Origin of the sequence: Chloracidobacterium sp. (assembly GCA_016720705.1) — a bacterium.
GTDB lineage: Bacteria > Acidobacteriota > Blastocatellia > Pyrinomonadales > Pyrinomonadaceae > OLB17.
Map to the genome: position 1 here is coordinate 204981 of JADKKB010000005.1, position 26248 is coordinate 231228.

A 26248-nucleotide genomic window follows, 5' to 3' on the forward strand; every position below is an offset into this window, starting at 1 on the left:
CTCAGTTATGCATAAACACAATGACGGTAAATCTCGAATAATTTTGGAACGCATCAGCGTCACAACGATCCGGCGACGCGGCGGCGATACGGGGATCTATTGCGACATATGCAGAAGCCAGATCGAACAAGGGACTTTGCAACCGGGATCGAACCAAGTTGCCATAGACGCGGAAGCACGGATCCTGACAAATGACGAAGTAGCCGATCCACAGATCCTGCGGCTGAAAGCACCCGAAAATTTTTAGGAAAGGCAATAGATCAGAGAAATAAAAAATTGCGTGACCCTAACAGTATTGCTCACAGCCAATGGTAGATCGCTGCCACATTGGCTTAAGAACGGCGTTCGTATGCAATTTAGGATTTTTTAATAACGTTTAGCACATATTTTAAGGACTTTAGGCATTCGGCTTGGGCAAACTGATGTTCGTACGCTGAACCAAACCCGGGGTCGTAGCAGTTTGACGACGGCCGGAACAGATCAGACGTAACGGTGAAGCGAACAAAGGTTTTTTAATGGATACCAACGATCACAAGACCACTCGCATTACGCTTGAACGCGTAATGGTAACGACAGTCAGGCATAAGAGCGGCGAGCCCGTTTATTGCGATCTGTGCCATCGAGCGATCGAGGTGGGAGTTCGGACGGTCATTGAAAGCCCTGATACAAAACTGCTCACCACAGATCTAAAACATATAGACAACGAGGAGAAATAAAAGTGAAAAAGATACTACTTACCGCTATTGCGGTCGCGATTCTGGCATTTGCCGCCTTTGCCCAGTCGAAGGACGAGAAAGAGGTTTTAAAATTCCTGGCCGACTATGACGCAGCGTACCTCACAAAAGATATAAGCGTTCCGGAACGTATCTGGGCAAAAAATTATCTGGTCTCAACCGAGTCAGGAACGAAATATGACCGCGCAGTGGCCTTAGAAGGGTTAAAAAAAGACTGGTCAGACCCAAACCCGGAATGGAAGCTGATCTCTTATACGACCGTGAATGATTGGATCCATTTGTCAGGTGTTAATGCCGCGGTTGCCGGGTCGTATTCAACATCGATGATTCCAAGAGATGATCCGACGGCAACGCCGCACCTCGATAAAGGCCGCTATACGATCTTGCTGGAAAAGCAGAATGGCAAGTGGATGGTCATCAGTGAGCATTTTAGCGAGGGAAACCACGACAAGAAAATAATGGAAGCCGACCTTATTAAGGCCAGCGATAGCTACACCGCGGCAATTAAGAGCAAAGACCGCAAAATGCTCGAACGTCTGCTCGATGACAAATATTCCGTCACGGACGAGGACGGCTCGACTCGCGACAAAGTGTCCGACATCAACCATATGATGCGAGCTGGGCTAACGATCGATTCGGCAGCGGTGACCGATCGAAAGATCCGGCTTCTGGGCAACAATGCCGCTATCGAAACCGGCACCTACACTGCCAAGGGATCGAACAACGGTAAGCCATTTGAGGAAACCGGACGCTTTACGACCACCTGGGTCTCCCGAAACGGCCAATGGCAGATCGCTGCTGACCAAACCACGACGATCAAGAACAAATAAACCTGCGGGGTGGCGACCTAAAACTTCGCCGCCCAAATTTCTATAGGCAGATCCGTTGAGTTTTGGGCACTTTAGCTAAATGAATAGCTTGCAGCACATGCATTTAAGAGAAATTCGGGTTCAGAAGAAAGACAAATTAGGGGAAGTAGTATGAAAAGGAAATTTACAATTATTTCAACGTTCGCGGCACTTATGTTCATATCGGTATGTGCGTGGTTAATATCACCGACGGCTTTTGCAATCACAGAAGCGGCTACGTTGATCCAACCTAAACGAATTTGTCTTGACGGCGTTCCGGCATCTTGCCAAAAGATAATGTTCATTGAGGCTAGAAGTGGTATTGGTGGTGACGTTGATGTTGTTTTGATCAACCCTGACGGAACCGGCAAAACCAGTCTGCTTCCTTCTGAATTTAATGCGGTCAACCCGCGAGTTAGTCCGGCCGGGAACAAAATAGCATTTCTCGATTGGATCGAGGGAGATGTCGAACATTCTTTCAAGGATCTTTATGTGATGAACAGCGACGGTTCAGATCTGCTTCTATTGACCAACAGAAATACGGTAAATATTCAAAACCGTGCGCTAAACTTCAGCCCTGACGGAAGCAAAATATTATTTATAAGTGATTCAAGTAGTGAAAGAAATGATATTTACTCGGTTAATACTGATGGTAGCGGTTTAACAAACCTTACTCCGGATCCGAAATTCAACTTCGATCCGGTATTTAGCCCCGACGGGTCGAAGATCTTCTTTACGCAGGCAGTTTATGATCTTTTAGGTGAATTTTCTGCTACCGAATTGTTTTCAATGAACGCGGACGGCTCAAATGTAACACGACTGACATTCGCGCAAGGCTACGACATCTTCGAGCCTAAGTTCAACAGCGATGGAAGCAAGCTCGTCTATCGTTCGAACAATTTTAATAACGACACGTCTTACCTTGAAACGATCAGTCCCGATGGTTCAAACCGCACACAGCTTTATAGCCATTCAAGTTCTATCTATGGCCAATCTTTTAGCCCTGACGGAAGTAAGATCGTTTTCACAAAAGATGTAAGCGACGCGGGTGAAGTTTATGTGATAGCCGCTGACGGCTCGAATCCGGTGAATCTAACTAATGATCCGGCATCGGATGGTGCGGCAGGCTTTAATTTTGACGGAAGTAAAATTGTTTTCGGCTCGGATCGGCAAACAGAATATCAGATATTTTCGATGAACGCCGATGGTACAAACGTAACAAACATCAGCGGTCAACCCGATGATGACCCTGATTATGGCCCCAGTTTTGTGTTCATAGACTCCGATCAGGACGGAATAGGCGAGGAGTGTGATAACTGTCGGGCAGTTGCGAACGCAGACCAAGCCGATAATGACGGGGACGGTTTAGGAGATGCTTGTGATCCTGACGACGACAACGACGGCGTTCTCGATAATGTGGACAATTGTCCGCTACGCTCTAATCCAGATCAAGCCGATAACGATAATGACGGAATGGGCGACACCTGCGACCCGGACGATGATAACGACGGAGCGCTCGACACCGCTGATAATTGCCCGCTGACGGCGAACCAGTATCGGATAGCGTATTCATCTAAACGCGATGGAACTGGAAATCCAGAGATCTATACGATGAATGCCGATGGCTCGGGTGTGATCCGGCTTACCACCACCGCCGCTGGCGAGGCCGACCCAAAATTTGATCGAAGTGGTACAAGGATCGTTTACTCCTATAACAATGATATCTACACGATGAATGCTAATGGGTCGAATGTGATTCGCCTGACTAATGGCCCGGGTACAAACACACAGCCAGCATTTAGTCCCGACGGCACAAAAATCGTATTCACCTCAAATCGTGTCAACAGCCGTGAAAATATCTTCATCATGAATTCGGACGGTACGAACCCAGTGCAGCTTACAAATGGGAATTCTTCTAACCGAGCATATAACCCTAGCTTCAGCCCGGATGGCACGAGCATCTTATTCGATCACACATATGGCGTTCCCCGTGATATTTTCAGAATGAATATCGATGGCACGAACGTAGTTCAGCTAACAACGGGCACTTCAGACGGTGCCCCCGCTTATAGTCGCGACGGGGCTAAAATTTGTTTTTCCTCCGGACGTAACGGCGGAAGTCATATTTTCACAATAAATTCCGACGGGTCGGATGTAAAACAGATCACAAGTGGGACAAGTGTCAGCGCGTCACAGTGCTCGTTCAGCCCGGACGGGGATCGGATCGCGTTCCGCAATACTCAGAGCGGCCTAGCCGGAATCTATACCGTTAAGATAGAAGGTTCGGAAGTGACTCAACTGCCAGGCGGAGTCGTCGGAGACTCATCTCCATCATTTGCTCCACAGGCAGATGCCGACGGCGACGGTGCCGGGGATGTTTGTGACAACTGTTCGGCCGCTAATCCTGGTCAGGCCGATACCGACGGTGACGGACTCGGCGACGCTTGTGACAACTGCTCGACGATCTCGAACCCAAATCAAGCCGATAACGATCACGACAATATCGGCGACGCCTGCGACCCGGACGACGACAACGACGGCGTTCTCGATACGGTTGATAATTGCCCATTCTCGGCAAACACGAATCAGGCGGATAACGATTCGGACGGTATCGGAGACACGTGCGACACTGATGACGATAATGATGGCATCCCTGATAATGCAGGTGATAACTGCCAACTAATTTTTAATCCAACCCAGTCCGATGCTGATGGAGACGAGATCGGCGATTACTGTGACGCGTCGACCGGCGTCAATACGCCCGAAGGTGAGAACAGTTCCATCGCCCTTGGCGAAGCGACGGTAGAGTTTGGCACCGTTTCCGTCGAGGGAATGACGACGTTTTCGGCGATCACTCCTGCCGCGGGCGATCTGCCGACGGGCTATGCCCTTTGTCCAACGTGTCCGGCATTTGAGATCGAGACTACTGCCACATATACGCCGCCGATCAAGGTTTGCCTGCCTGTTCCCACATCATTTAGCGAGCCGAAATTCTTATCGCTCCGGCTGATGCACGGCGAAAATGGCGTGTTCGTAGATAGGACAACGGAACACGTAACAAACGGAGGCGAACCGCGTCTGGTATGCGGTGAGGTCTCTTCACTTTCACCGTTTATATTGGCCGAGAATCTGGCCCCGACGGCAGCCAGTGTCTCGGTCAGCGGGCGGGTAGTGCAGTCAAATGGCTTCGGGATCTCTCGTGCAACAGTGCAAATGGTCGATCCGGGAACGAATGAGACAAAGACCGCGATCACGAATGCATTTGGCTATTACCGCTTCGACGACGTCGAGGCCGGCAGCACTTATCTGATAAGTGTTCGGCACAAGACATTCCAATTCATCTCGAGAGTTGTAAATGTTGCTGATAACGTGACGGATTTCAATTTCGAGCCCGCGAATCAGGGTCTCTCTCGTTAAAAGGTGCCCGATCAGCCCGCCTGACGGGCGTTCAAATGCAAAAAAGCCGTCTGAATATATTTTCAGACGGCTTTTGAATTAGGTGGTAAACGCCACCGTCAAACGGTATACGGATCAACCTTTGCGAAGCTCTGTCAGCACTTGTTTGGCGACGGCCTTGAGTGTGTCAAAGACGCCGGTGCCGTTGGTGGCGACCGCCTCAAATACCGGTTCACCCTTGCGGGCAAGTTCCTGCGAAAGCTCTTCGATCGGCGTTACGTTGGGCAGGTCGCGCTTATTCAATTGCAGAACATACGGAATATTTTTAAGGTCGTAGCCCTGTGATCCGAGGTTTTCTTCGAGATTATAGAGCGATTCGATATTCGCATCCATACGCTCATCCTGGCTGTCGGCGACAAATACGACGCCGTCAACGCCCTTGAGGATCAACTTTCGCGACGCATCATAGTAGACCTGACCGGGGACCGTGTATAAATGAAAACGCGTCTTAAATCCGCGAACCGTACCCAGTTCGAGCGGCATAAAATCAAAGAACAGCGTGCGGTCCGTCTCGGTGGCCAGGCTGATGAGTTTTCCTTTTGCCTGCGGCGCCGTCGAATCGTAGATGTATTGCAAATTGGTCGTCTTGCCGCAAAGTCCCGGCCCGTAATAGACGATCTTGCAATTGATCTCACGTGATGCGTAGTTAATAAAGGTCATAAATTCGATGGTCAGTGGTCAGTTGTCGGCGTTCATCTGCTTTTCTGACTTCTGACTATGGGCTACTGACTACTAGCTAAACAAGCTGTCAATATCCTCGTCGGTGATCTCCGAGAAAAAAGAGTTTTGGTTGAGACGATAGTTGGCCGAGTCGCGTGTCGCTTCATCCAATAGAGCGGCGACCTCAAAACTCGCACGCTTGCTGCGGATCTTGACAAGCCCGACCGTCGAGCGCTCGTCAAATACTATCACAAGCAGGCTGCGTCCGATCACACTAATGTAAATACTCTCGTGTTCGCCCTCGTGGACGACCGCCGGAAAAGTGTCTTCGCCGATTAGCTTGGCCATACTGCTGGTTGCCGCTACATTGCCGGCAGCCAGGCTCGAAAAACTGGTAGTATCCATATCGCCGATGTCCCCGTGAAAGGCGATCGGCTGACCATCGCGGTCAACTAGAAACACGACCCTGGCCGCACACTCGACACAGAGTCTTGCCAGGATTATCTTGATCCTATGGAATTGATGTTCTTGTATTATGAAGGGCGTTTCTGCCATCTGGTTTGTCTGCCCGAGAGCGCGACCGAGGGTTATATTAGATCCAGTGAATTGTAATTGACAATGCGGATGGACGAACTGAATCGCTCCATACCATTAAATTTAGCACACCGACACGCCGTGCGACAAGAGTTTTTTAGCCAACGACATTCGACCTGTGGCATTCGGATGCGGTCAAAATGACCTTCGCCATAAGAAAGATTGATACGGTGTAGAAAAAAATGATAATATTGGCAGAGTCGGCAGGCTCGCCGACTTCCTTGTAAAACAAGCTGTTATCTCGATCGATCGTGCCTTCCGGACCCGGGAGAGTTTCCCGTCAAGAATGAAGCATCATTTATTTTCCGACAATACATCAGGACTAAAGTTTGTCGCCATAGGCGGCGGCAACGGCCTTTCGACGCTACTCTCCGGACTTAAACGGTTCGTCGATGCGGGAGCGGACGAGCCGATCTGGATCGACGACCTTTCGGCGATCGTCGCAGTGTCGGACGACGGCGGCAGCTCGGGACGAATTCGCGACGAACTGCAAATGTTGCCGCCGGGTGACATACGCAACTGTATGGTGGCCCTTAGCGAAGATTCGCTGACGCTTTCGAAGTTATTCCAGCATCGATTTAGCGGTGACGGCGACCTCGGCGGACATAATTTCGGCAATCTGTTTCTGGCGGCTCTGACCGAGGTGACGGGCGATTTTGCAGAGGCGGTCAAACTCTCGTCTGAGATACTTGCCAGCAAGGGCCAGATCTATCCGGCCACCGTAGCAGATGTGCGGCTCGCGGCCGAACTCAAGGACGGTAAGACCGTTCGCGGTGAGACCAAGATCGGACACGTCGGGCCGATGATCAAGCGGCTTTTCCTCGAACCTGAGGACTGCCAACCTCTGCCCGAAGCCCTAACGGCCATCGCATCGGCTGACGTCATAACCGTCGGCCCCGGATCACTATTTACGAGCCTCATCCCGCCGATCCTGGTCAAGGGCGTAAGCGAGGCCATCGCGGCATCCCGTGCAGTAAAGATATTTATTTGTAATCTGATGACGCAACCGGGCGAAACTGACGGACTCTCGTCGCGACTCCACCTGGAACTTGTCAGGCAATACGCGCCGCAGATCGATTTTGACTATGTGATCGTTAACGATCATCCGATCAGCGAAAGTCAATTAGAAAAATACGCCAGCGAGGGAGCCGAACAGATCGGCGTGCACGGTTCGATCTCGCCGAAAACTATTGAGGGAGCCGAGATCGTTTATGGTAATCTGTTGGACGAAGGCGAGATGGTTCGCCACGATTCCGAGCGATTGGCTCAGGTAGTTTTGTTGTGTGCACTGCAGCCTCGCGTAGCGGCGGTTGGCGGCTAAGACGCACCTTGAATCGAAAATCTTTCCAAAGTGAACACTGAACTCAACATCCTCATTCTTGCCGCCGGCCTCGGGACGCGAATGAAGTCTGATCTCGCAAAGGTCTTGCATCGGCTGGACGGCCGGCCGCTGATCAACCACGTCTACCGAACTGCCCTTACACTCGGCCCGCAAAAGATATACACCGTCGTCGGCCATCAGGGCGATGATGTAAAGTCGGCCGTTCTAGACGAACTTGACGATTCCATCGCCGGGTTTGCGTGGCAAACACAAATGCTCGGTACCGGCGACGCTGTAAATTCGGCACGCGAACTGCTTGCCGACACTGACTCGACACTCTTGGTGCTCTCGGGCGATGTACCGATGATCACACAGACCACTCTCGAGGCACTCGTCCGTCTGCACAATGATCATCACGGACGCCGAGCCGCCTGTACCGTTCTGTCGGTTAAACTGCCGGACCCGACCGGTTACGGGCGTGTGATCCGGGATGAACTTGGTACTTTTGACCGCATCGTTGAGCAAAAGGACGCCGGTACCGAGGAGCTTGCGGTCAACGAGATCAACTCCGGCATTTATTGCTTTGACACGCGAAAATTGTTTGCCGCACTCTCAAAGGTCGGCAATACGAACGCGCAGGGCGAATATTACCTGACCGACGTACCGCAGATCCTGTGCGCCGCCGGCGAAGATATCGCGATCTATCTCCACGATGATCCTTCCGAGATCGAAGGCGTGAATGACCGACGCCAACTCGCTGCGATGGAAAAGACGCTCCGCCGGCGAACCGTCGAGCGTCTGATGCTGGAGAGCGGCGTGACATTTATCGACCCCAAAGCAGTGTATGTCAGCGCGGACGCCAATGTCGGCCGTGACACTGTGATCTATCCAAACGTAACGATCGAAGGCGAAACCGTGATCGGTGCGAATTGTGTGCTCCGTCCGGGTGTGCGGATCGTCGATTCGACGATCGGCGACGGCGTAGAGGTCAAGGACAATACGTTTATAACCGATTCGAGTGTAGGCAAAGGCTGTACCGTCGGCCCGATGGCACACCTCCGCGGCCACGCGGTAATGATGGACGGCTCAAAGGTCGGAAACTTTGTCGAGCTCAAGAAAACCACGCTAGGCCGAGGCTCCAAGGCCAGCCACCTTACCTATCTCGGTGATGCCACCATCGGCGAAAAAACAAACATCGGTGCCGGCACGATCACCTGCAACTACGATGGCAAGAACAAACACGAAACCCACATCGGCGACGGTGTTAGGATCGGTTCGGACACGATGCTGGTCGCCCCGGTAAGTGTCGGTGACGAAGCGATGACCGGAGCGGGAAGTGTGGTGACCAAGGATGTCGCGGCGAACACATTGGTGGTCGGGGCACCGGCCCGGGCGATCAGAAATGCGAAAAGTGACGGTTAACGAAACTTATGTGCGGAATAGTCGGATACGTTGGAAATAAACAGGTTGTGCCGCTTATTATAGACGGCCTAAGGAAGCTCGAGTATCGCGGTTATGACTCGGCGGGCATTGCCGTGGTTGATGATGACCATCATCTCAGTTTGCGGCGGGCCGAGGGCAAACTGCGAAATCTGGAAGAATCCATCCGGCTCAATCCGCTTGACGGCAATTACGGCATCGGGCACACACGCTGGGCGACCCACGGGCGCCCCACGGAGGAAAACGCTCATCCGCATCGCGACCAATCCGGCAAGGTCGTCGTCGTTCACAACGGCATTATCGAGAATTATCTGACGCTCAAAGAGCGTCTGCAGGCGGACGGCCATAAATTTTATACCGAAACCGATACCGAGGTCGTTGCACATCTGATCGGACATTACGTCGATACCGAAGGCCTCGCACTTGAACCTGCGGTTCGCAAGACAGTCGCCGAACTTAAGGGCATCTTTGCCCTCGCGATCATTTCTGTCGATGAGCCCGACACGATAATTGCCGTTCGCGAAGGCCCGCCCGTCGTCATCGGAATGGGCGACGGCGAGTATTTTGTCGCGTCCGACATACCGCCGATATTGGCACATACCCGCGACGTGTTTTTTCTTGGGGACCGCGAGATCGCAATACTTACCAAGGATTCGGTTCGCGTAACGGATTTTGACGGCAATGTCATCGAGCCCGAGCAGCAAAGGATCACGTGGGATCCGATAATGGCGGAAAAGGGCGGCTTCAAGCACTTTATGCTCAAGGAGATATACGAGCAGCCGCGTGCCGTCCGCGACACCGTGCAGGGACGCGTCTCGCTCGACACCGGCAAGGTGTATCTCGAGCCGATGGATATTTCCGAGGATGAATTTCGTAATCTGACGTCGATCAAGATCGCTGCGTGCGGCACGTCGTGGCACGCGGGCCTTGCGGGCAAATATATGCTCGAGAGCCTTGCACGCATTCCCGTCGATGTCGATTACGCCTCCGAGTTTCGCTATCGCGATCCGGTTTTGTCCGAAACCGACCTGCTGATAGTCATCTCACAATCAGGAGAGACCGCCGATACGATCGCGGCAATGCGCGAGGCTAAGCTCTCGGGTTGTAAGGTCTTGGCGATCTGCAACGTCCACGGATCAATGATCACCCGTGAGGCCGATGGAACGATCCTGACCCACGCCGGGCCGGAGATCGGTGTCGCATCGACCAAGGCGTTCACGGCTCAGATGATCGCCGTATATCTTTTCGCCCTGTATTTAGGCGAAGTGCGGGGTAAGATCGACGAACCGCGCGCCAAAAAGCTCGCTCAGGATCTCGCCGAGCTTCCGCTTAAGATCGAGCAGTTATTGAACGATGCGGACTTGATCGAGGAGCTTTCTAAGGAGTTTTTCCGCGTGCAGGATTTCCTGTATCTCGGCCGCGGGATCAATTTCCCGGTCGCTCTCGAAGGGGCGTTGAAACTCAAAGAGATCAGCTACATCCACGCCGAAGGCTACCCGGCTGGCGAGATGAAGCACGGGCCAAATGCCCTGATCGATGAGAAACTACCAGTCGTTGTCGTTAATACAAAAGAGACCGGCAATGCGGGAAGCGAACTGAGATACGAGAAAACTCACTCGAACATCGTCGAGGTTAAATCACGCGACGGCATTATCATCTCCGTCCTGACCGAGGGCGACACGATGAGCTCGAAAGTCTCAAGCCACGTAATTGAGATACCCGAAACCAGCGATCTGCTTGGCCCGATCCTCTCGATCGTGCCGCTGCAATTGCTCTCGTACCACATCGCCGTCCGCCGAGGCTGCGACGTCGATCAACCGCGAAATCTGGCGAAATCGGTGACGGTGGAATAATGCCGTAAATGTTCGACAAACTTCAGTTTGTCGAACACGCAACGTTAGGTTGAGATGCGTGGTACTTACGCAAATGAAGTTTGTTGGACATTTTGTGCGGGGCTGGGATGAGTGGTGTTTGTGAAGAGGGCAACAAACTGAAGTTTGTTGGACATTCGATATGAAAGCAATAATCGTACGCGAATTTGGAGCTCCCGAGGTGATGAAAGTGGAAGACACTTCAACACCCCAACCCACCGGTACACAAATACTCGTCCGAGTTCACGCTGCCGGCGTTAATCCCGTCGATACCTATCTAAGATCGGGCATTCATGCTCACGCACCGAAACTGCCCTATACACCGGGCAAAGATGCGGCGGGCGTCGTCGAGGCGGTCGGTGAGGCAGTGACAAAATGGAAAGCGGGCGATCGCGTTTACACGGCAGATTCGCTGACCGGAACGTACGCAGAGTATTCGCTGTGCGAGGAGAAACAGCTTGGACGTCTGCCGGATAACGTCAGCTTCGAGCAAGGTGCCGGCGTCTGGACGCCTTACGCGACCAGCTATCGGGCATTGTTTCAAAAGGCCGTTGCGAAAGCGGGCGAAACTGTTTTGATCCACGGTGCGTCAGGCGGGGTCGGGATCGCGGCGGTGCAATGGGCGAAGAACGCCGGGCTGACAGTGATCGGTACGGCGAGTTCCGAGCAAGGAAAGCAGTTGGTCGCCGAGCAGGGAGCAGACGTGGTTTTTGACCACACGGACGAGGATCATTACTCAGCGATCCGCGAATTTACCAAAGGCCGCGGCGTGGACATCATCATCGAGATGCTTGCAAACGTGAATCTCGAACGCGATTTCGAGTGTTTGGCGATGTTCGGCCGTATAACCGTCGTCGGTAATCGCGGTAGCCTCACATTTACGCCGCGGCTTGCGATGACAAAAGACGCGACGATCTACGGGATGTCACTTTTTAATTCGCCTCAATCGCTGAGAGACGACATTCACAAGGCAATATTTGCCTGGCTTAGCGAAGGCTACATTTCGCCGATCGTTAGCCGCAAATTCTCACTCGAACAAGCGCCAGCCGCCCATCGTGCGGTCATCGAAGATAAGGGCCTCGGCAAGATCGTAATTATTCCGTGATCGGCGATCAGAGCCCCATCTCGCTGCCGCAGTTATAGCCGCGAACTTTTTCAGTGCCCCTGAGTTTTACTTTTTTTGCATCCACGGTCGGGGTCGGTTTTGGAGCGGCGTCGTCAGGTGTAGCGAGCCAAATCTCGCCGGCGAGCGTTTCGCGATAGCCACCGTCGATTCGCTTGAACCGCTCCCCGTCCATTCTGCGTGTGACGACCCAATAGTGCATCATACGTGCTAGTCGGGCCTTTGCCTCGTTGCGCTTGCCTTTACGCCCGCCGTAGATGATGACGTAGGCCATGCTGTTGGGGTCATTTTGTATTTGGGTCGCAAGGGCATCGAGATAGGCGAGTTCGGTTTCACAATTGATATTGCCAAATTCTTGAAACTTGACGGCTTTTTGAGCCGGTCGGTCAGCCGGCGTGAAGCCCTGGCCTAAGGCTTTAAGATACTCGGCACGATGAGTGACGTATTCCACGTCAGGACAGAGATAGGTTACATATCTATCTCCGGTGGCTTCGGTAATAACGATATATTCTTTGCCTTCATCGTATGTCACGCCGCAAAGCCCGGAATCTTTAGCAGTGTATATGATCGCCTGCGTAGTATCCGCACCGCGCCAAAATTTATCTACCTTAAAGGTGACTTTCACTTCGTATTCGCCGAATGGTTCGATCTTGGCGACACGCCCTGAAAAAGCGATGCCCTTGAAATCCTTGGCCCATTGACCGTAGTCGACTTCGGGCTTGTTCGGGTCGACGATGCACGAGCATCCGAAAGCAGCTTGAACCGATAAAAACAGTATTACTGCGACAAAAAGGAAAAGTGTGAATTTATTCATTTTGGTTTGGCTATGACGTCGACTGAAATTGTCAGATGCACAGATATTGTAAAGTGGAAGCACAATGATTGGTCGACTATACGCACATATCGATCACGAATCAATTCTCGAGTGCCTCAAAGACCTGAAGGGCATACTTGACGTTTCCGAACGGAGCCGAGACTTGAGCACCTTGAATGTCGTCGCGGACTTCTAGAAGGGCCTCGCGTGCGATTATTATACCCTCTTCGCGGGCGTGCTCTTTGCTCTTTTCAGAAGCGACACGCATCCGTTCGAGTATGTCGGCGGGTACATTTACGCCCGGCACTTCGTTGTGCATAAACTCGGCGTTTCTGTACGAGATCAGCGGCCAGATACCGGCGACGATCGGGATGCGCACGTGAGCGATACGGTCGAGAAATACGCGTAACTGCTCGGTGTCGAAGACGGGCTGAGTGATCGCGTACTCCGCACCGGCCGCAACCTTCCACTCAAACCGCTTGATCTCTTCGTCGAGATTCACCGCTCCCGGATTGACGCCGACGCCGATCGAGAATGCTGTCGGTTTGCCGATCGGGTTGTTGCCGAGATCGAGTCCGTGGTTGAGCTTGTTGACCATATTGGTCAGGCCGATCGCGTCGATATCGAAAACCGCGGTCGCGTCCGGATATGGTCCCATTTTTGGCGGGTCGCCGGTGATCAGCAACAGATTATGCAGCCCCAACGCCGCCGCTCCGAGCAGATCGGACATCATGCCCAAAAGATTGCGGTCGCGGCAGCAATAATGCAGCACCGCCTCGATACCGATCTCGCGTTCGACAAGCACGGCGGTCGCCTGAGCGGACATACGTGTCTGGGCCCGCGGGCCGTCGGGAATGTTGACGCCGTCAACACCGGCATCTTTCAATAAGCGAATTGAGTCCAACGTCGCATCGGCATCGCAGCCTTTCGGCGGCAAAACCTCCACCGATGTGACAAATTCGCCACGGGCGATCTTTGCAGACCAGCGTGAGCGTTCGAGCGGGTCGACGACCTGAACGTCTGCGGGCTTTAATTCTTGAACGGAGATCGCGTGATGTTTGTGAAGTTCGTGGATCTGACGCGGGCTGATCGAGCGGATCGAGTCCGAGATCAGTTTGATGTGCGTAGGCGTCGTGCCGCAGCAACCGCCCACAAATGTCGCCCCGGCCTGGACAAAACGCTTGGCAAAGGTCGCCATATACTCCGGCGAACCCATATAAAATTGCCGCCCTTGCACGTCACGCGGTAAGCCCGCGTTCGGCTGAGCAGAAAGCGGTTTGTCCGTCACCTCACGCATCTTTTCGAGCGTGCTCAGGACGTGTGTCGGTCCGACACCGCAGTTGAGGCCGATGACGTCAACGCCAAGGCTGTCGAGTTTCTGTGTGAAGTGCTCGGCCGTGTCGCCATATAGTGTCTTGCCGTCCATTTGCACCGTCATCTGAGCGACGATGGGCAGATCGGAAAGCTCCTTGATCGCGTGGATCGCTTGCTCGATCAGCGCAAGCTCTGAGAATGTCTCAAGTACAAAAAGATCCACGCCGCCCTCAAGCAGGGCAGTGACCTGCTCCTTGTACATCACTCGCGCGTCTTCATAAGATGTCGGGCCAAATGGCTCCAAACGCAGCCCGAGCGGGCCGATCGCACCGGCAACGAAGACCTTTTCGCCGGCGGCTTCGCGAGCAAGCCGAACGCCCTCGACATTGATATCGCGCAATCGGCTCTCGAGTCCGTAGGCGAGGAGTTTGTGACGCGTGGCTCCGAACGTGTTGGTCTCGATGATGTCAGCCCCGGCAGCGACGTATTCCTCAAGTACCTCTCGGACCAGATCGGGAGCCGTTATGTTCAACTCGTCGTAACTGCGATTGATGTAAACACCCTTGTCGTACAGGCGCGTACCCATCGCTCCGTCAAAGACATAGACGCCATTAGAGTTTAGTAATTCGCGGAAATCTTTCATACAAAAAAAGCCTCGCCTAAACAGCGAGACTTTTCAAACAAAAACGGTCTTTCAGCTGTTTAGCGGATTATTTAACGTGGTCGCAAGTCGCACTAACTCACCACAAGTTTAATAACGATGATGTTCCTTTTGAAATACAGTGTCAAGTAGAACGCCGGTTAGTTGCACGGCGGGCTTCGACGACGTCGAGGTGATGATCGCGGAGAACAATGCGATCTGCACATTCTACTTTCGCTGGCATCGTCGGCAATAGAATGTTGAACGACCGCCTTGTTTCAGCCTGACGATCGGCGTTTCACAATTTGTGCAAGACTCGTCCTCTCGGCCGTAAACGTACCAACCGGCACTGCCGGCGCCGCTGAAATAGCTGCCTTCCAGGTTTTCCGGATCGATCGGCCTGCCGATATTGTGACTGATCGCCTCGTGCAGGACGGCCTTAATGCTGTCATAGAGTCGTTTAACTCGAACTGCCCCCAGCGTATTTGCAGGTGTTGTCGGGTCGATCCGGGCGGCAAACAGAGCCTCCGATGCGTAAATATTCCCAAGTCCGCATACCTTAGTTTGGTCGAGCAGGACTTCCTTCAGGCTTCTGGCGGACGAGCTTAACGCTCTGCGAAAATAGTCGATCGAAAATTCCTCCGAAAATGGTTCAGGGGCTAATTTGGCGATCTCCTTTGCTTGTGCGAGTTGGTCGGTATCGACGAGCTTCATTAATCCAAAGTGCCGCTGATCGCTAAATAAAAGCCGCTCGCCGCCGTCGAGGGTGAATATCGCGTGCGTAAATCTTGGGGCTTCTGTCTCGGCCTGCACAAGACAGAATCGGCCGCTCATACGAAGGTGGACTATCAGGGTCTTGGATCGATCAATGCCGATGAGAATGTGCTTTCCGCGCCGACCGACCGAGGTTACGCGGCAGTTGGCCAAAGCATTGGCGAAATCCGCAACCGGAGTGTCCGGTGCGAGTCTCTGGCGGATTAGCTCGGCACTGACGATCGTGCGCCCCAGAATAAGCGTATTGAGCGAAGATGAAACCAGCTCGACCTCGGGCAACTCAGGCATAATCTCAAACTAGACTCGGGTGTAGTCGGTCAATGTGGACTTGTCCCCAATAACCGAACCGGCATCCAAAATTGAATTACGGCCAACGTGGCAACTGCGGCCAATGATGGAACCGCGGATCTCGGCCGCGGTCGAAATTCGTGAGTGTGCCCACAGCACAGAATCCTCGACGATCGCCTTTTCTTCGATCTGTACGCCCGGGCCGATCACCGAGTTTGTGACGCGGGCTCCGGACTTGATTACACAGCCGGAACCGATGATCGAACGGGAATCGATCACGGCTTTGGTGGCGACATCTGACCGATCCGAGGGCTCTGTCTCAAACCCACGTATGTCGCCATTTAGAAAGTCCATATGTGCCGCCAGATAACTAGCCGGTGTGCCGATGTCACGCCAGTAGTCATCCTTCATAACGTCGGCATAGAACGGCATCTCCCTTTTTAGTATCTCCGGGAAAATGTCGTACTCGAACGAACGGTTCTCACCCAGCGGCATTAGGTCAAGTATCTCCGGCTCAAGCACGTAGATCCCGGCGTTTATTGTGTTGATCTTGAGGCGCTTGATCTCGTCGTCGCTCGGCTTTTCCAAAAATCTGAGAATTTTGGATTCACTGTCGGTTTCAACAAGGCCGTAAGCGGAAGGGTTTTCGACAGGCTTGAGAGCAAGTGTCGCCGCCGATCCGAGTTCCTTGTGGAGCCTTATGAAAGACCCGATATCAAAGTCGGTGAGTATGTCACCATTAAATACGACCGTAGTCTCGCGAATGTCAGCGGCCGCAAAACGATAAGCTCCGCCCGTACCGAGCGGCGCCGGTTCCGTAATAAAACGAAGGTTGACACCGTAATCAGAACCATTTCCCAAAACGTGCTCGATCTTGTCGGGCTGATAGCTCAGCGACAGCGTGATGTCCGTGATGCCGGCCTTACGTAGATTCTCGATCTGGTATAGAAGAAATGCCCGATTGCAGAACGGCACTATAGGCTTTGGCGTGTAGACCGTTAACGGACGTAATCGGGTGCCTTTACCGCCTGCTAAAATTAGAGCTTGCATAGTCAATGATCGGACCGTACGGCCCAAACTCTAAGACTATTGGAATGTGATGCAAAAATCAAAATGACCGATTTACAGTCAACGAAATTGCTATAAACAACAACGTATAACAATGTTGACAGATTCTCGGTCATTATGGTAACTTTATATCCACAGGCGGATTTAGGAACTTTCCGATCTCCTGCACCTTTCAAGGCTGTCACACTTAACCGCCGCCAAAAGTAAATTAGCGATCATTTCCGATATTTTTTCAACATGATTTTCGATAAGACAAAGGCCATGCGAAATGCCGAGAAGTTTGTCGTTCAAGGCAAAATTCGTGCGGCGATCTCGGAATACAAAGCAGTCGTTGGCAACGACCCGAGAGATATCGGGACGCTGAATATGCTTGGCGATCTGTATGCCAAGAATATGGAAAAGCGGGAAGCTGTCGATTGCTACCTAACCGTTGCTGAGCATTACAGTACGCAAGGGTTTGCTCAAAAGGCGATAGCAATTTACAACAAGATCTCAAGGCTCCAACCGGAGTCGATCGAAGTTTCTACAAAACTTGCAGAGCTATATAAGCTAAAGGGCTCATTATCAGAGGCGCGTGCTCATTACACCACGCTCGCCGAACACTACGAGAAAAGCGGTCGGCGGATCGAGGCTCTCTCGATGTGGAAACAGATCGCATTGCTCGATCCGAACAATACGGACGTGTGTATCAACCTCGCCGAGTCGTACTTTCGCGAAGGCCACCGCGACGAGGCCGCCGAGGCATACGCCGAGGCAGGATCGCGCTTTAGTAGACAGGGCCTGAACGAAGACGCAATAAAGGTCCTGATGAAGGGCCACACTATCAGGCCAAACGATCTAAGGATATTGGACGGCCTGGTGAAAGCATATTCCGCACTCGGACGTGTTGGTAAAGCGGTCACGCTGCTTGAGGACATACTTGCCGAAGAGCCGTATAACCGCGACGTGCTATATCTGCTGATCGATTGCCACATCGACTCGCAAAATGCCGCCGGGGCGGAACGAGCCGTCGTCAAACTCGTCGAACTCGAACCGGCGAACTATCCTAAGTTACTCGATCTGATTAGGATCTATCTAAATGCCGATGATGTTGACTCAGCCACACGAATACTCTCGATGTCTTCGGAGTATCTGCTCGCGGCAGGTCAGGGTGACGAATGTAACAGATGGATCACCGAAATTCTCGAGCGTGACGCCAAACATTTGTCTGCTCTTCGACTACTTGTACGGTATTGCTCTTGGGTCAAGGACGAACAAGCCTATGTTGTAGCACTTGTAAGGCTTGCCGAGGCAGCCAAAGATCAGGGCTCCGCCGAAGATGAACGATTCGCACTCTCAACTCTCGTCGCGATCAGACCTCTGGAAACCGGGTTTGCCGAACGGCTCTCGGTGGTCAATGACGAGAACGGATTTGAGAATGAAGAAGTCGATACAGAACTGGTCCGTGCTCAATTTACCGAACAGCCCATTGATGCTCAGGAAGATGTGGCCGAGGTTTCAGTCGTCGAACAAGTTGGATTTGTGAACGCCGGCGACCTATTCGACCAAAAACTCGAAAGCCATATGAGCGGCGTCGAAGTCGAACGCTCGGGCCGCGAAGATACCGAAGTTCCTGACGCGACCGATTACCACGTCCCGCTCGACGACGAGAACGTACATCTCGATCCCGCAGATGACGCACTTTTCGCCAAAGAACTTGAGAGCGTCAAATTTTACGTCGAGAATAATTATCGTGACTTAGCAGAAAAGGCTATCGCGGCTCTGACCGAACAATTTGGCGACAGATCTGAGATCAGAGCCGTTTCCGCTAAATTCGCAGCCTTGGGAACCGTAGAACCCGAGGTTCACGTTGAGGCGCATCCGATCGGAATCGAAGAAATGCGTCTGGAGTTTGGGCTCGATGACGGAGAGCCAAGATCAGACGAAGACTACGAGACGCATTTTGCGACGGCGGTCGCCTATCAAGAGATGGGCCTGATGGAGAAAGCGATCCGTGAATATCAGGACGCGATAAATCTCGCTTCACCAAACGACGGTTCGCGAAGATTCTTTCACTGTGCCAATCTTTTGGGCCATTGCTTTATGCAGAATCAAATGCCGAGTTTTGCGGTCACGTGGTATTTGCGAGCTCTCGAATCCTCCGAACTGAGTGATGATGAGAAGCAGGGCCTTTGGTACGAATTGGCACTTGCGTATGACGCTGAACGCGATGCGGCCAACTCGGCAAAATACTTCGAGATGGTGTACGCAGAAAATGTGGATTTTCGTGACGTCGCCCAAAGGGTCAAGAACATTTATATCAGTCACTAAGATCGAAAGCGTAGCGAAATGAGTTTGTAGTAGTTCTGATCGAGAGTCTATAATCTGACGGTATGGTTGAACGCCTTACCGTCATTTTTTTTATAATCCTCTGCTTGCTGCTTGGGATGTATCTAATACTCGCTCCGTGGGACACTCTTTTTGGGCCTTGGGGCCAAAATTACTTGCTGGCGTTCATTTCCGATAAATTCGGAATGCCGGCAATTCACACAATTGTCGCGTCGATGTGGTTCAGAGGCGCCGTCACGGGGCTTGGAGTATTAAATATTTGCGTCGCGTTTTGGGAGCTCGCCCATTTTAGTGAAAGCGTAAAGATGATCGCCGGCGATCTCGATGGGGGGCAGAAGTGAATTGCCATAATGAACCGATAACCTGTCTTATTACTGACGGAACTCTAACACCGGCGGATTTTGATCTAAAAAAGTCGTGCGTACTGGATGCGATCAAAACTGCCGTCGATGCCGGCGTCAATATCATACAGATCCGCGAAAGGCAGATCACCGCCCGGATGTTGTTCGAATTGACGCTCGAGGCTGTTCCGATCGTAAAAGGTGCCAAGGCCTTACTCTTTATCAATGACCGTGCTGACATCGCGGCAGCAGCGGGAGCGGACGGCGTACATTTGACGAGTACGTCACTTGACTCCGTTGAAATTCGAAAAGCCTTTGGCGGTTATCTATTGGTCGGGATCTCGACGCATACTGCCGACGAAGTATTAAAAGCAAAGGAAGATGGGGCGGACTACATCGTGTTCGGCCCGGTATTTCCCTCACCCGGCAAAGGCGAGCCTGTCGGACTCGATGCGTTGAGTGCGGTTTGCGAGACGGCGGGCAATATTCCGGTCTTAGCGTTAGGTGGAATAGACAATGATAACTGGCGTTCGGCCGTGTCGGTAGGTGCATCCGGATTTGCCGCCATCAGGCTTTTTGCCGGATTTTCCGACGCGACAGAATTGGCGTCTGCCCTGAAGGTATGAGCGAACTTCAAAGTAAGCAGCCCGTATGCCTTTCGATCGCCGGCCTTGACCCTTCGGGCGGCGCCGGTATCATCGCGGACATCAAGGCGTTTCGTGCGTTTGGATGTTTCGGAACTGCAGCGGTCTCGTCTATCACGTTTCAAAATACAACCGGTGTATTCGGGGCACTCCACCAGACGGCCGACGCTGTGCGCGATCAGGTTCAACCGGTGATCGATGATATGTCGGTGGCGGCAGTTAAGACCGGTATGCTCCCCACCGATGAAGTCATCCTCGAGACCGCCCGGTTGATCACTCAAAACGGGCTTAAGAACGTCGTGGTCGACCCCGTCGTCCGGTCCACTTCAGGGTTTGATCTAATTGATGAAAAAGCCTTGCGGTCGGTGATCGAACGGCTTTTTCCGATCGCGGATATCGTCACGCCAAACGTGCCCGAGGCCGAAAGGATAACAGGGCTAGTGATACGGACAGAGTCCGACGTCAGCGATGCTGCTACGGCAATGCGTTCGATGGGTGCAAGAAATGTACTGATAAAGGGCGGGCACTTTGGCGAAGAACGCGGCCTTGGAAGGATCGCCCGAGACTTTTTGTTTTTAGGCGAGACACTTCATCGAATCGACGGTGAGTATTATGATACGACCGCGACGCACGGGACCGGATGCATACTCGCCGCATCGATCGCGGCGAATCTGGCTCTCGACAAAGAGCTTTTAGAATCTGTGCAAACCGCAAAGCAGTTTGTCGCCGATGCTATCCGCACCGCGCCAAATCTGGGCAAGGGAAACTCACCGATCAATATTTAACAATTAACTACTTGGCCGGGGTGAAGATCGTCGGCGTAAGGTAAGTGACGCCAAAAATGACGCCTGTTCGTGGGCTGAACCGTGTCAATCCAAATACTGCCGCGGTATCAAATCTCAGACTAGACGCTTTGATCTGAGCTCCGACGCGAAACTGGCCGATGCTTTCGGTACCTAAAGGAGCGTCACCTTTTCGAGTATTCGCCCTGCCATTTATTTCACTGACAATATTTACGCGGTCGTTCAAACGGTAAATTCCGGCCAAGCCATACAGCAGCAGGTCGTTTTGAGTAAACCGCGACATCGGTGCGGTCATAATCCCGAGTCCAATATTACCGTAAAGATTAAATCGCGGAGTCTTATTAGAAAGCGAACCGAATTTTTTCTGCAGGATCACCTTGCTGAAAATGTTGATCTGGTTCGTGCCGATTCCTCTGGCCTGGTCAGTATTCGGCATTTGAAAGCCAAATTTAAGTCCCAATGCCGGCAGAGTTTTGGTTTCGTTTCGCAGTTTTATCTTGGCCGACACGATAAAATCGTCAAAGTCGTTGGTCGAATTACCGCTGATATTGAGTGGGATCGCGGATGTGGTCCGCGAGTTAAAAGCAACGAAGTTTTGGATAGTCCCCTCGATCTGCATCTCGACATTGGCAGCAAGGCCCGTTTTTATACGGATGTCGCCAACCCTCGAAAGATCGCCTTTTATCCCCGAGAGCGGAAATTTCGCATTCTGAAAAAAGTCGATCCCGGCGGAGATCTCTAAAGAACCGGCGGGCGTGATATCAATATCGTCAGTCAGCAATGGGCGCTGTTGTGCCGCCACCATTAAGCTACACACACAGAGGACCAATACTAACCGGCACACACGCAACATTACGCAAATTTTGGCATTATTTTTGATGAATGTAAATGCCTGAAACCTAACCAATGTTGAGTGACTATTTGGACTTTGAACTCGAAAATTGACACAATGGGGGATGAAATCTTGTTGAATGAATTGGTGTCCGTAAAGCATTAGTACCCACAAATGGAGATCGTCAATTTTCAAAAAGAGCCGGTGGACGCCGGATTGCGGTTGGTGCCTGAACCGGCGGATCAGTTTGATATCGTCAAACTCGAACAACAGTTTGTTAACTTTGTATTCTTTAAGGTAGATCCCGGTTGGCGTAAGCTAGAGGCCGACGCTAAAGCGAAATATAAGGCTCGATTCGTTGAGGCCTTTGACAGCTATCGCCCGGATCTATTGCTCTTTAGCTACTCGCTGGTCGGATTTGATTCCAACGCCGACCTGATGTTTTGGCGAATTGGCGACTCGCTTGACCGATTACAGGAGATGACCGTCGCTCTTAATCGTACAGAACTGGGTGGGTATCTTTCGGCTTCGGACAATTATTTGTCGGTCACGAGATCTCGAATGTTCGTTGCCGACTCGTCCGAAGATCGCAATCACGTGCTCGCGGGCCAATCGAAATACCATTTCTTTTATCCCTGCTCGAAGCAGAAAGAGTGGCACGAAATGCCCGCCGCGGAGCGAGACGCGATGATCGAAGAGAGTTTTATGGTCGGAAAGAGATTTCCGAACATTCGGATCCATATGACCCACGCCATCGGCTTTAGCGATAAAGAGTATCTGATCTCATTCGAAACGGATGAACCGCGCGATTTTTTGGCTCTTGCCGCCGAATTACGAGAGACGGCCGGAAGTAAATTTACGCGGGAGGGATTGCCGGTATACACCTGCCGGCAACGGACGCTCTTAGAGTGTTTGGACGCTCTCGGTTAATGACGATAGCACGACGATTCTTTATCAGCGGCGAGGTTCAGGGTGTCGGGTACAGGTTTTTTGCCCAGCGCAGCGCTGCGCGGTATCAGGTGCGCGGATATATTAGGAATCTGGCGGATGGCCGGGTCGAGGCTCTGGTCGAGGGAAGCGAAAAGGCAGTCAATTCGTTTCGAGCGGACCTTGCCGCCGGGCCGATAAATGCAAGGGTCGGGCCGATCGAGGAGTTGGTCCTGGATCCTTGCGGACTTTATTCAGCATTCAGGATCGAAAAATAAGAATGGAACATTTACGAAAGTTAATACGAGAGGTGCCCGACTTTCCCAAGGCGGGTATCAATTTTTATGACATTACGACGTTGCTTAAGGATCCGGACGGCCTGGCGAATACGGTCGAAGCAATGTACGGCCTATGTGGCGACGAAAAGATCGACACTGTTATCGGCGTCGAATCACGGGGCTTCATATTTGCGCCGCCGCTCGCCATTAGGCTAAATGCCGGTTTTGTGCCGGTGCGCAAGCCCAAAAAGCTGCCCGCCGAAAAGGTGTCGATCGCGTACGATCTCGAATACGGTCAGGACACGCTTGAAGTCCACAAGGATGCCGTTGGCGAAGGCCACCGAGTTTTAATCGTCGATGACCTGCTTGCGACCGGCGGGACCGCGCGTGCCGTGATCGATCTCGTTGAGGGCCTTGGCGGAGTGGTTGCCGGATTGTTGTTCGTTATCGAACTCGATTTCTTAAAGGGCAGGGACAAGTTTGCCGGATATGACGTTCGGTCGCTGATGCGTTATGATTCTTAATTCGGTGCCGACCTAGTGTCTGAACCGTGATGTGGTCCCGTAGCTCAGTTGGATAGAGCGTTCGCCTCCTAAGTGAAAGGCCGGTGGTTCGAATCCACCCGGGATCACCACTTTTATTAAGGCTGAACTGTAATTGAGCGTTTAGCCGCAACAGTTATCCGGTATTTTGTGAGTTATTTTTGAGCTTTTGTGGAAGCCGGAGCCGAATGACCCTTTTTACTTAATGAACGGAAGAAAAGGGTGTTCAAGTACAGTGGCAGGCAAAAAGGCCGGGCTGCGGCATTCTCGAAGTCTATTCACAGATCTCCAAATCAAACCTTTTAACCGCAACGTAGCGAGCGTTGCGGTTTTTTTCGTTGCAGACGAACGTGGCTAATAGTCCTAAAAGATGGGCAAAGATCTGCGCTTTTAAGTGTTTCGTGGGCAATTCCGTATTGTGTTAGATTAAGGGATATGCAGTATGTCTTGACCGCAGAACAAATGCGAGAGGTCGATCGAAAGACGGTCGAACGATTCGGTATTCCGTCGATAGTTCTGATGGAAAATGCCGCCCAGGCGGCGGCGCGTATCATTATAGAAAGGCTGGGCGGATCGGTTCGGGCCAATTCGATACTGTTACTCTGCGGCAAGGGGAATAATGGTGGCGACGGTGCTGCTATCGCCAGGTTACTCGCAATGGCCGGGGCTAATGTTGACGTATTTCTCTTCGGCGAGATCGAGGATACGGTCGGTGATGCCAGAACAAATTTTGAGATCTGCAAAAGGCTCAACGATGCCGAATATCGGGATGACGTAGTTTATTGGCAGCCGATGCGGTGGACGTACCGAAACGAGGGCGGCGGTATCAACTTCATAGAGATCACGGATAAAGAGACTTTCTATGAAATGCTTAGTGAAGGTTGGGAACTTGGTTGGGTCGCCTTGGTCGATGCGATATGCGGAACCGGCCTAAACGGTGAACTTAGGGGAATGGTTGGGGAAATAACGGAACAGTTGTCCAAATGGGACAAATATCAGATCAAAGGACTTGGCGACTGTTTGCCCATTTTTTCGATCGATATGCCATCAGGGTTGCGTTCGGATCACGCCGATGCAGACGGCCCGCACCTTCGGGCTTCGGTCACCATCACATTTACTGCGCCCAAACCCGCTCAAGTACTGCCGCCCGCCTCGAATGCGATCGGCGAGTTGATCGTTGTAGATATCGGATCGCCATCGGTACTGTTGGAGAGTCTGGAAGTGAACCTTTTTCTGGCAGATGAATCAGATGCCGTTGAATGGCTCGAAGAATGCAAATTTCAGGGCGATTCGTACAAAAACAAACGCGGCCACGCATTGTTGATCGCAGGCTCGGACAACTATTCGGGTGCGGCGGTGCTGTGCGGTAACGCGGCGATGCGTTCGGGCGCCGGGCTAGTGACGATAGCGACGCCGAAGAGTTCCAAAGACTCGGTCGCAGCGCGCGTGCTGCCGGAGGTGATGGTACGCGGGGTGGCTGAGACCAAAAGTGGATCACTCGCCGAGTCGGCGTTTGAAGAGATCGGCGATCTGCTTGAAAAGGCCGATGCTGTCGCTATCGGAAGCGGAATATCGCAGGATGAAAGCACGCACAGGTTTGTTCAGAAAGTGATCACGAACCGTAATCGTCCGGTGATCGTTGATGCCGATGCCTTAAACTTGCTGTCGCCGGCTTTGAATAGCTGGGAGCCTGCAAACGAAAGCGGCGGTGCCTTGATATTGACGCCCCACGAAGGCGAATTTATGCGCTTGCTTGGCACGGACGACAAGGCGTTGATCAAAGACCGTGTCGAAGCCGTTCGTGATTTTGCAGTCCGGCATAGCGTTATACTTGTTTTGAAAGGTGAACGCGTTTTGATCGGTGCCCCGGACGGCAGGGTCGTGGTCAATCCAACAGGGAATTCCGGACTAGGTAAGGCCGGCAACGGTGATACTTTGACCGGCATTCTCACCGGATTTGCAGCACAGGCCGTAAAAAATGAGATAGATATGTTTTCCACTGTCGTCGCCGCCGTCTATATTGCCGGAATGGCGGGAGATGTGGCTGAGCAAAAATACGGCAAGCGTGTAATGACAGCGTCCGACGTGCGGGAGTGTCTGGTCGAGGTCTTCGGCCGATTAGCCGCAAAATAGAACTTTTGCCGGTGAGCTTATGATGATCGATGGATCGTATGTCAACGACTAAAACCATCTGCCCGACACCTGAGATGTCGTTCGAATTAGGGCAAGAGCTTGGCCGCGGCCTCCGTTCCGGTGATGTTGTATTGCTCGAGGGAGGACTCGGTGCGGGCAAGACCCTGTTTACCAAGGGAATTGTAAATGCTCTTGGGTACGATGTCGATGAAGTGACAAGTCCGAGTTTTGCGATCGTAAATCTATATGAACTCCCTGAGATAGATGTCTATCACGTCGATCTGTGGAGGCTTGATCCCGGCTTGGATATCTACACGGCGATCGGATTGGATGAGATATTGGACAGCGATCGAGCTTTAACGATCATCGAGTGGCCTGAGCGACTCGCTCAAAGCCCCGTTGGATCAGGAGTCATTAACGTAAAGATCGAAGGTGATGGCGACGAACCACGGACCATAACTATCGACCGTTAGGC

At 52.2% G+C, this 26248-nt stretch carries 24 protein-coding genes, 1 tRNA gene and 1 riboswitch; of the genes, 18 read left to right on the forward strand and 7 right to left on the reverse strand.

Annotated elements, in window-relative coordinates; translation table 11 throughout:
• Positions 1-7: 7 nt before the first annotated feature.
• The 4 genes from IPQ00_04140 (at position 8) to IPQ00_04155 (ending at position 4999) form a co-directional block, all read left to right on the forward strand.
• Complete coding sequence (locus tag IPQ00_04140) at positions 8-247, forward strand: hypothetical protein (GenBank protein ID MBL0239748.1); 240 nt, start codon at positions 8-10, stop codon at positions 245-247.
• 268 nt (positions 248-515) lie between these two features.
• A complete protein-coding gene (locus tag IPQ00_04145) occupies positions 516-716 on the forward strand; it encodes a hypothetical protein (protein MBL0239749.1) in 201 nt (66 codons plus the stop codon).
• Between the two features lie 2 nt (positions 717-718).
• Positions 719-1564 carry a nuclear transport factor 2 family protein gene (locus IPQ00_04150; protein MBL0239750.1) on the forward strand — a complete coding sequence of 282 codons (846 nt, stop codon included), beginning with the start codon at positions 719-721 and terminating at the stop codon, positions 1562-1564.
• Positions 1565-1714: 150 nt separating this feature from the next.
• Entirely contained in the window at positions 1715-4999 is a 3285-nt protein-coding gene (locus tag IPQ00_04155; protein ID MBL0239751.1) for a thrombospondin type 3 repeat-containing protein, read from the forward strand.
• A 114-nt stretch (positions 5000-5113) separates the two neighbouring features.
• Here the strand turns inward: IPQ00_04155 and IPQ00_04160 are convergent, their stop codons facing one another.
• Positions 5114-5698: a GTPase domain-containing protein gene (locus IPQ00_04160; protein ID MBL0239752.1), complete on the reverse strand. Its 585-nt coding sequence runs from the start codon at positions 5696-5698 to the stop codon at positions 5114-5116.
• Positions 5699-5770: 72 nt separating this feature from the next.
• Complete coding sequence (locus IPQ00_04165) at positions 5771-6253, reverse strand: roadblock/LC7 domain-containing protein (GenBank protein ID MBL0239753.1); 483 nt, start codon at positions 6251-6253, stop codon at positions 5771-5773.
• Positions 6254-6578: 325 nt separating this feature from the next.
• Between IPQ00_04165 and IPQ00_04170 the strand changes: the two genes are divergently transcribed.
• From IPQ00_04170 to IPQ00_04185, 4 genes are all read left to right on the forward strand, one after another.
• Entirely contained in the window at positions 6579-7613 is a 1035-nt protein-coding gene (locus IPQ00_04170) for a YvcK family protein (GenBank protein ID MBL0239754.1), read from the forward strand.
• Positions 7614-7643: 30 nt separating this feature from the next.
• Complete coding sequence (gene glmU, locus IPQ00_04175; protein ID MBL0239755.1) at positions 7644-9035, forward strand: bifunctional UDP-N-acetylglucosamine diphosphorylase/glucosamine-1-phosphate N-acetyltransferase GlmU; 1392 nt, start codon at positions 7644-7646, stop codon at positions 9033-9035.
• 8 nt (positions 9036-9043) lie between these two features.
• Entirely contained in the window at positions 9044-10906 is a 1863-nt protein-coding gene (glmS, locus tag IPQ00_04180; protein MBL0239756.1) for a glutamine--fructose-6-phosphate transaminase (isomerizing), read from the forward strand.
• 160 nt (positions 10907-11066) lie between these two features.
• Positions 11067-12029 (forward strand): NADPH:quinone reductase, encoded by a 963-nt coding sequence (locus tag IPQ00_04185; protein ID MBL0239757.1) that lies wholly within the window; start codon positions 11067-11069, stop codon positions 12027-12029.
• 7 nt (positions 12030-12036) lie between these two features.
• On the opposite strand, the gene IPQ00_04190 is transcribed toward IPQ00_04185, so the two are convergent.
• The 4 genes from IPQ00_04190 to IPQ00_04205 form a co-directional block, all read right to left on the reverse strand.
• A complete protein-coding gene (locus IPQ00_04190) occupies positions 12037-12861 on the reverse strand; it encodes a hypothetical protein (GenBank protein MBL0239758.1) in 825 nt (274 codons plus the stop codon).
• Positions 12862-12961: 100 nt separating this feature from the next.
• Positions 12962-14818, reverse strand: coding sequence for a bifunctional homocysteine S-methyltransferase/methylenetetrahydrofolate reductase (locus IPQ00_04195; protein ID MBL0239759.1), 1857 nt, complete (start codon positions 14816-14818; stop codon positions 12962-12964).
• Positions 14819-14856: 38 nt separating this feature from the next.
• A riboswitch (SAM riboswitch) is annotated at positions 14857-14932 on the reverse strand.
• Positions 14933-15043: 111 nt separating this feature from the next.
• Positions 15044-15877 (reverse strand): bifunctional DNA-formamidopyrimidine glycosylase/DNA-(apurinic or apyrimidinic site) lyase, encoded by an 834-nt coding sequence (gene mutM / locus IPQ00_04200; protein MBL0239760.1) that lies wholly within the window; start codon positions 15875-15877, stop codon positions 15044-15046.
• A 9-nt stretch (positions 15878-15886) separates the two neighbouring features.
• Positions 15887-16927, reverse strand: coding sequence for an NDP-sugar synthase (locus IPQ00_04205; GenBank protein ID MBL0239761.1), 1041 nt, complete (start codon positions 16925-16927; stop codon positions 15887-15889).
• Between the two features lie 279 nt (positions 16928-17206).
• On the opposite strand from IPQ00_04205, the gene IPQ00_04210 reads away from it, so the two are divergent.
• The 4 genes from IPQ00_04210 (at position 17207) to thiD (ending at position 21043) form a co-directional block, all read left to right on the forward strand.
• Positions 17207-19255, forward strand: coding sequence for a tetratricopeptide repeat protein (locus IPQ00_04210; GenBank protein MBL0239762.1), 2049 nt, complete (start codon positions 17207-17209; stop codon positions 19253-19255).
• Between the two features lie 62 nt (positions 19256-19317).
• A complete protein-coding gene (locus IPQ00_04215) occupies positions 19318-19614 on the forward strand; it encodes a hypothetical protein (GenBank protein MBL0239763.1) in 297 nt (98 codons plus the stop codon).
• Positions 19611-20240: a thiamine phosphate synthase gene (locus IPQ00_04220; GenBank protein ID MBL0239764.1), complete on the forward strand. Its 630-nt coding sequence runs from the start codon at positions 19611-19613 to the stop codon at positions 20238-20240. Before IPQ00_04215 ends, IPQ00_04220 begins: the two co-directional genes overlap by 4 nt.
• Positions 20237-21043, forward strand: coding sequence for a bifunctional hydroxymethylpyrimidine kinase/phosphomethylpyrimidine kinase (thiD, locus tag IPQ00_04225; protein ID MBL0239765.1), 807 nt, complete (start codon positions 20237-20239; stop codon positions 21041-21043). The genes IPQ00_04220 and thiD overlap by 4 nt, the downstream gene beginning before the upstream one ends.
• 7 nt (positions 21044-21050) lie before the next feature.
• Here thiD and IPQ00_04230 read toward each other — a convergent pair whose 3' ends face one another.
• Entirely contained in the window at positions 21051-21842 is a 792-nt protein-coding gene (locus IPQ00_04230) for a hypothetical protein (GenBank protein MBL0239766.1), read from the reverse strand.
• Positions 21843-22067: 225 nt separating this feature from the next.
• On the opposite strand from IPQ00_04230, the gene IPQ00_04235 reads away from it, so the two are divergent.
• The 6 genes from IPQ00_04235 to tsaE all read left to right on the forward strand — a co-directional run bounded on the left by IPQ00_04235 (position 22068) and on the right by tsaE (position 26246).
• A complete protein-coding gene (locus IPQ00_04235) occupies positions 22068-22823 on the forward strand; it encodes a chlorite dismutase family protein (GenBank protein ID MBL0239767.1) in 756 nt (251 codons plus the stop codon).
• Positions 22823-23098 (forward strand): acylphosphatase, encoded by a 276-nt coding sequence (locus IPQ00_04240; GenBank protein MBL0239768.1) that lies wholly within the window; start codon positions 22823-22825, stop codon positions 23096-23098. Before IPQ00_04235 ends, IPQ00_04240 begins: the two co-directional genes overlap by 1 nt.
• Positions 23099-23100: 2 nt before the next feature.
• Entirely contained in the window at positions 23101-23622 is a 522-nt protein-coding gene (locus tag IPQ00_04245; protein ID MBL0239769.1) for an adenine phosphoribosyltransferase, read from the forward strand.
• Between the two features lie 33 nt (positions 23623-23655).
• Positions 23656-23732: transfer RNA gene (locus tag IPQ00_04250), tRNA-Arg, on the forward strand.
• A gap of 343 nt (positions 23733-24075) precedes the next feature.
• Positions 24076-25773 carry an NAD(P)H-hydrate dehydratase gene (locus tag IPQ00_04255; protein MBL0239770.1) on the forward strand — a complete coding sequence of 566 codons (1698 nt, stop codon included), beginning with the start codon at positions 24076-24078 and terminating at the stop codon, positions 25771-25773.
• A gap of 38 nt (positions 25774-25811) precedes the next feature.
• Positions 25812-26246, forward strand: a complete 435-nt coding sequence (gene tsaE / locus IPQ00_04260) for a tRNA (adenosine(37)-N6)-threonylcarbamoyltransferase complex ATPase subunit type 1 TsaE (protein ID MBL0239771.1) — start codon at positions 25812-25814, stop codon at positions 26244-26246.
• Positions 26247-26248 lie beyond the last annotated feature (2 nt).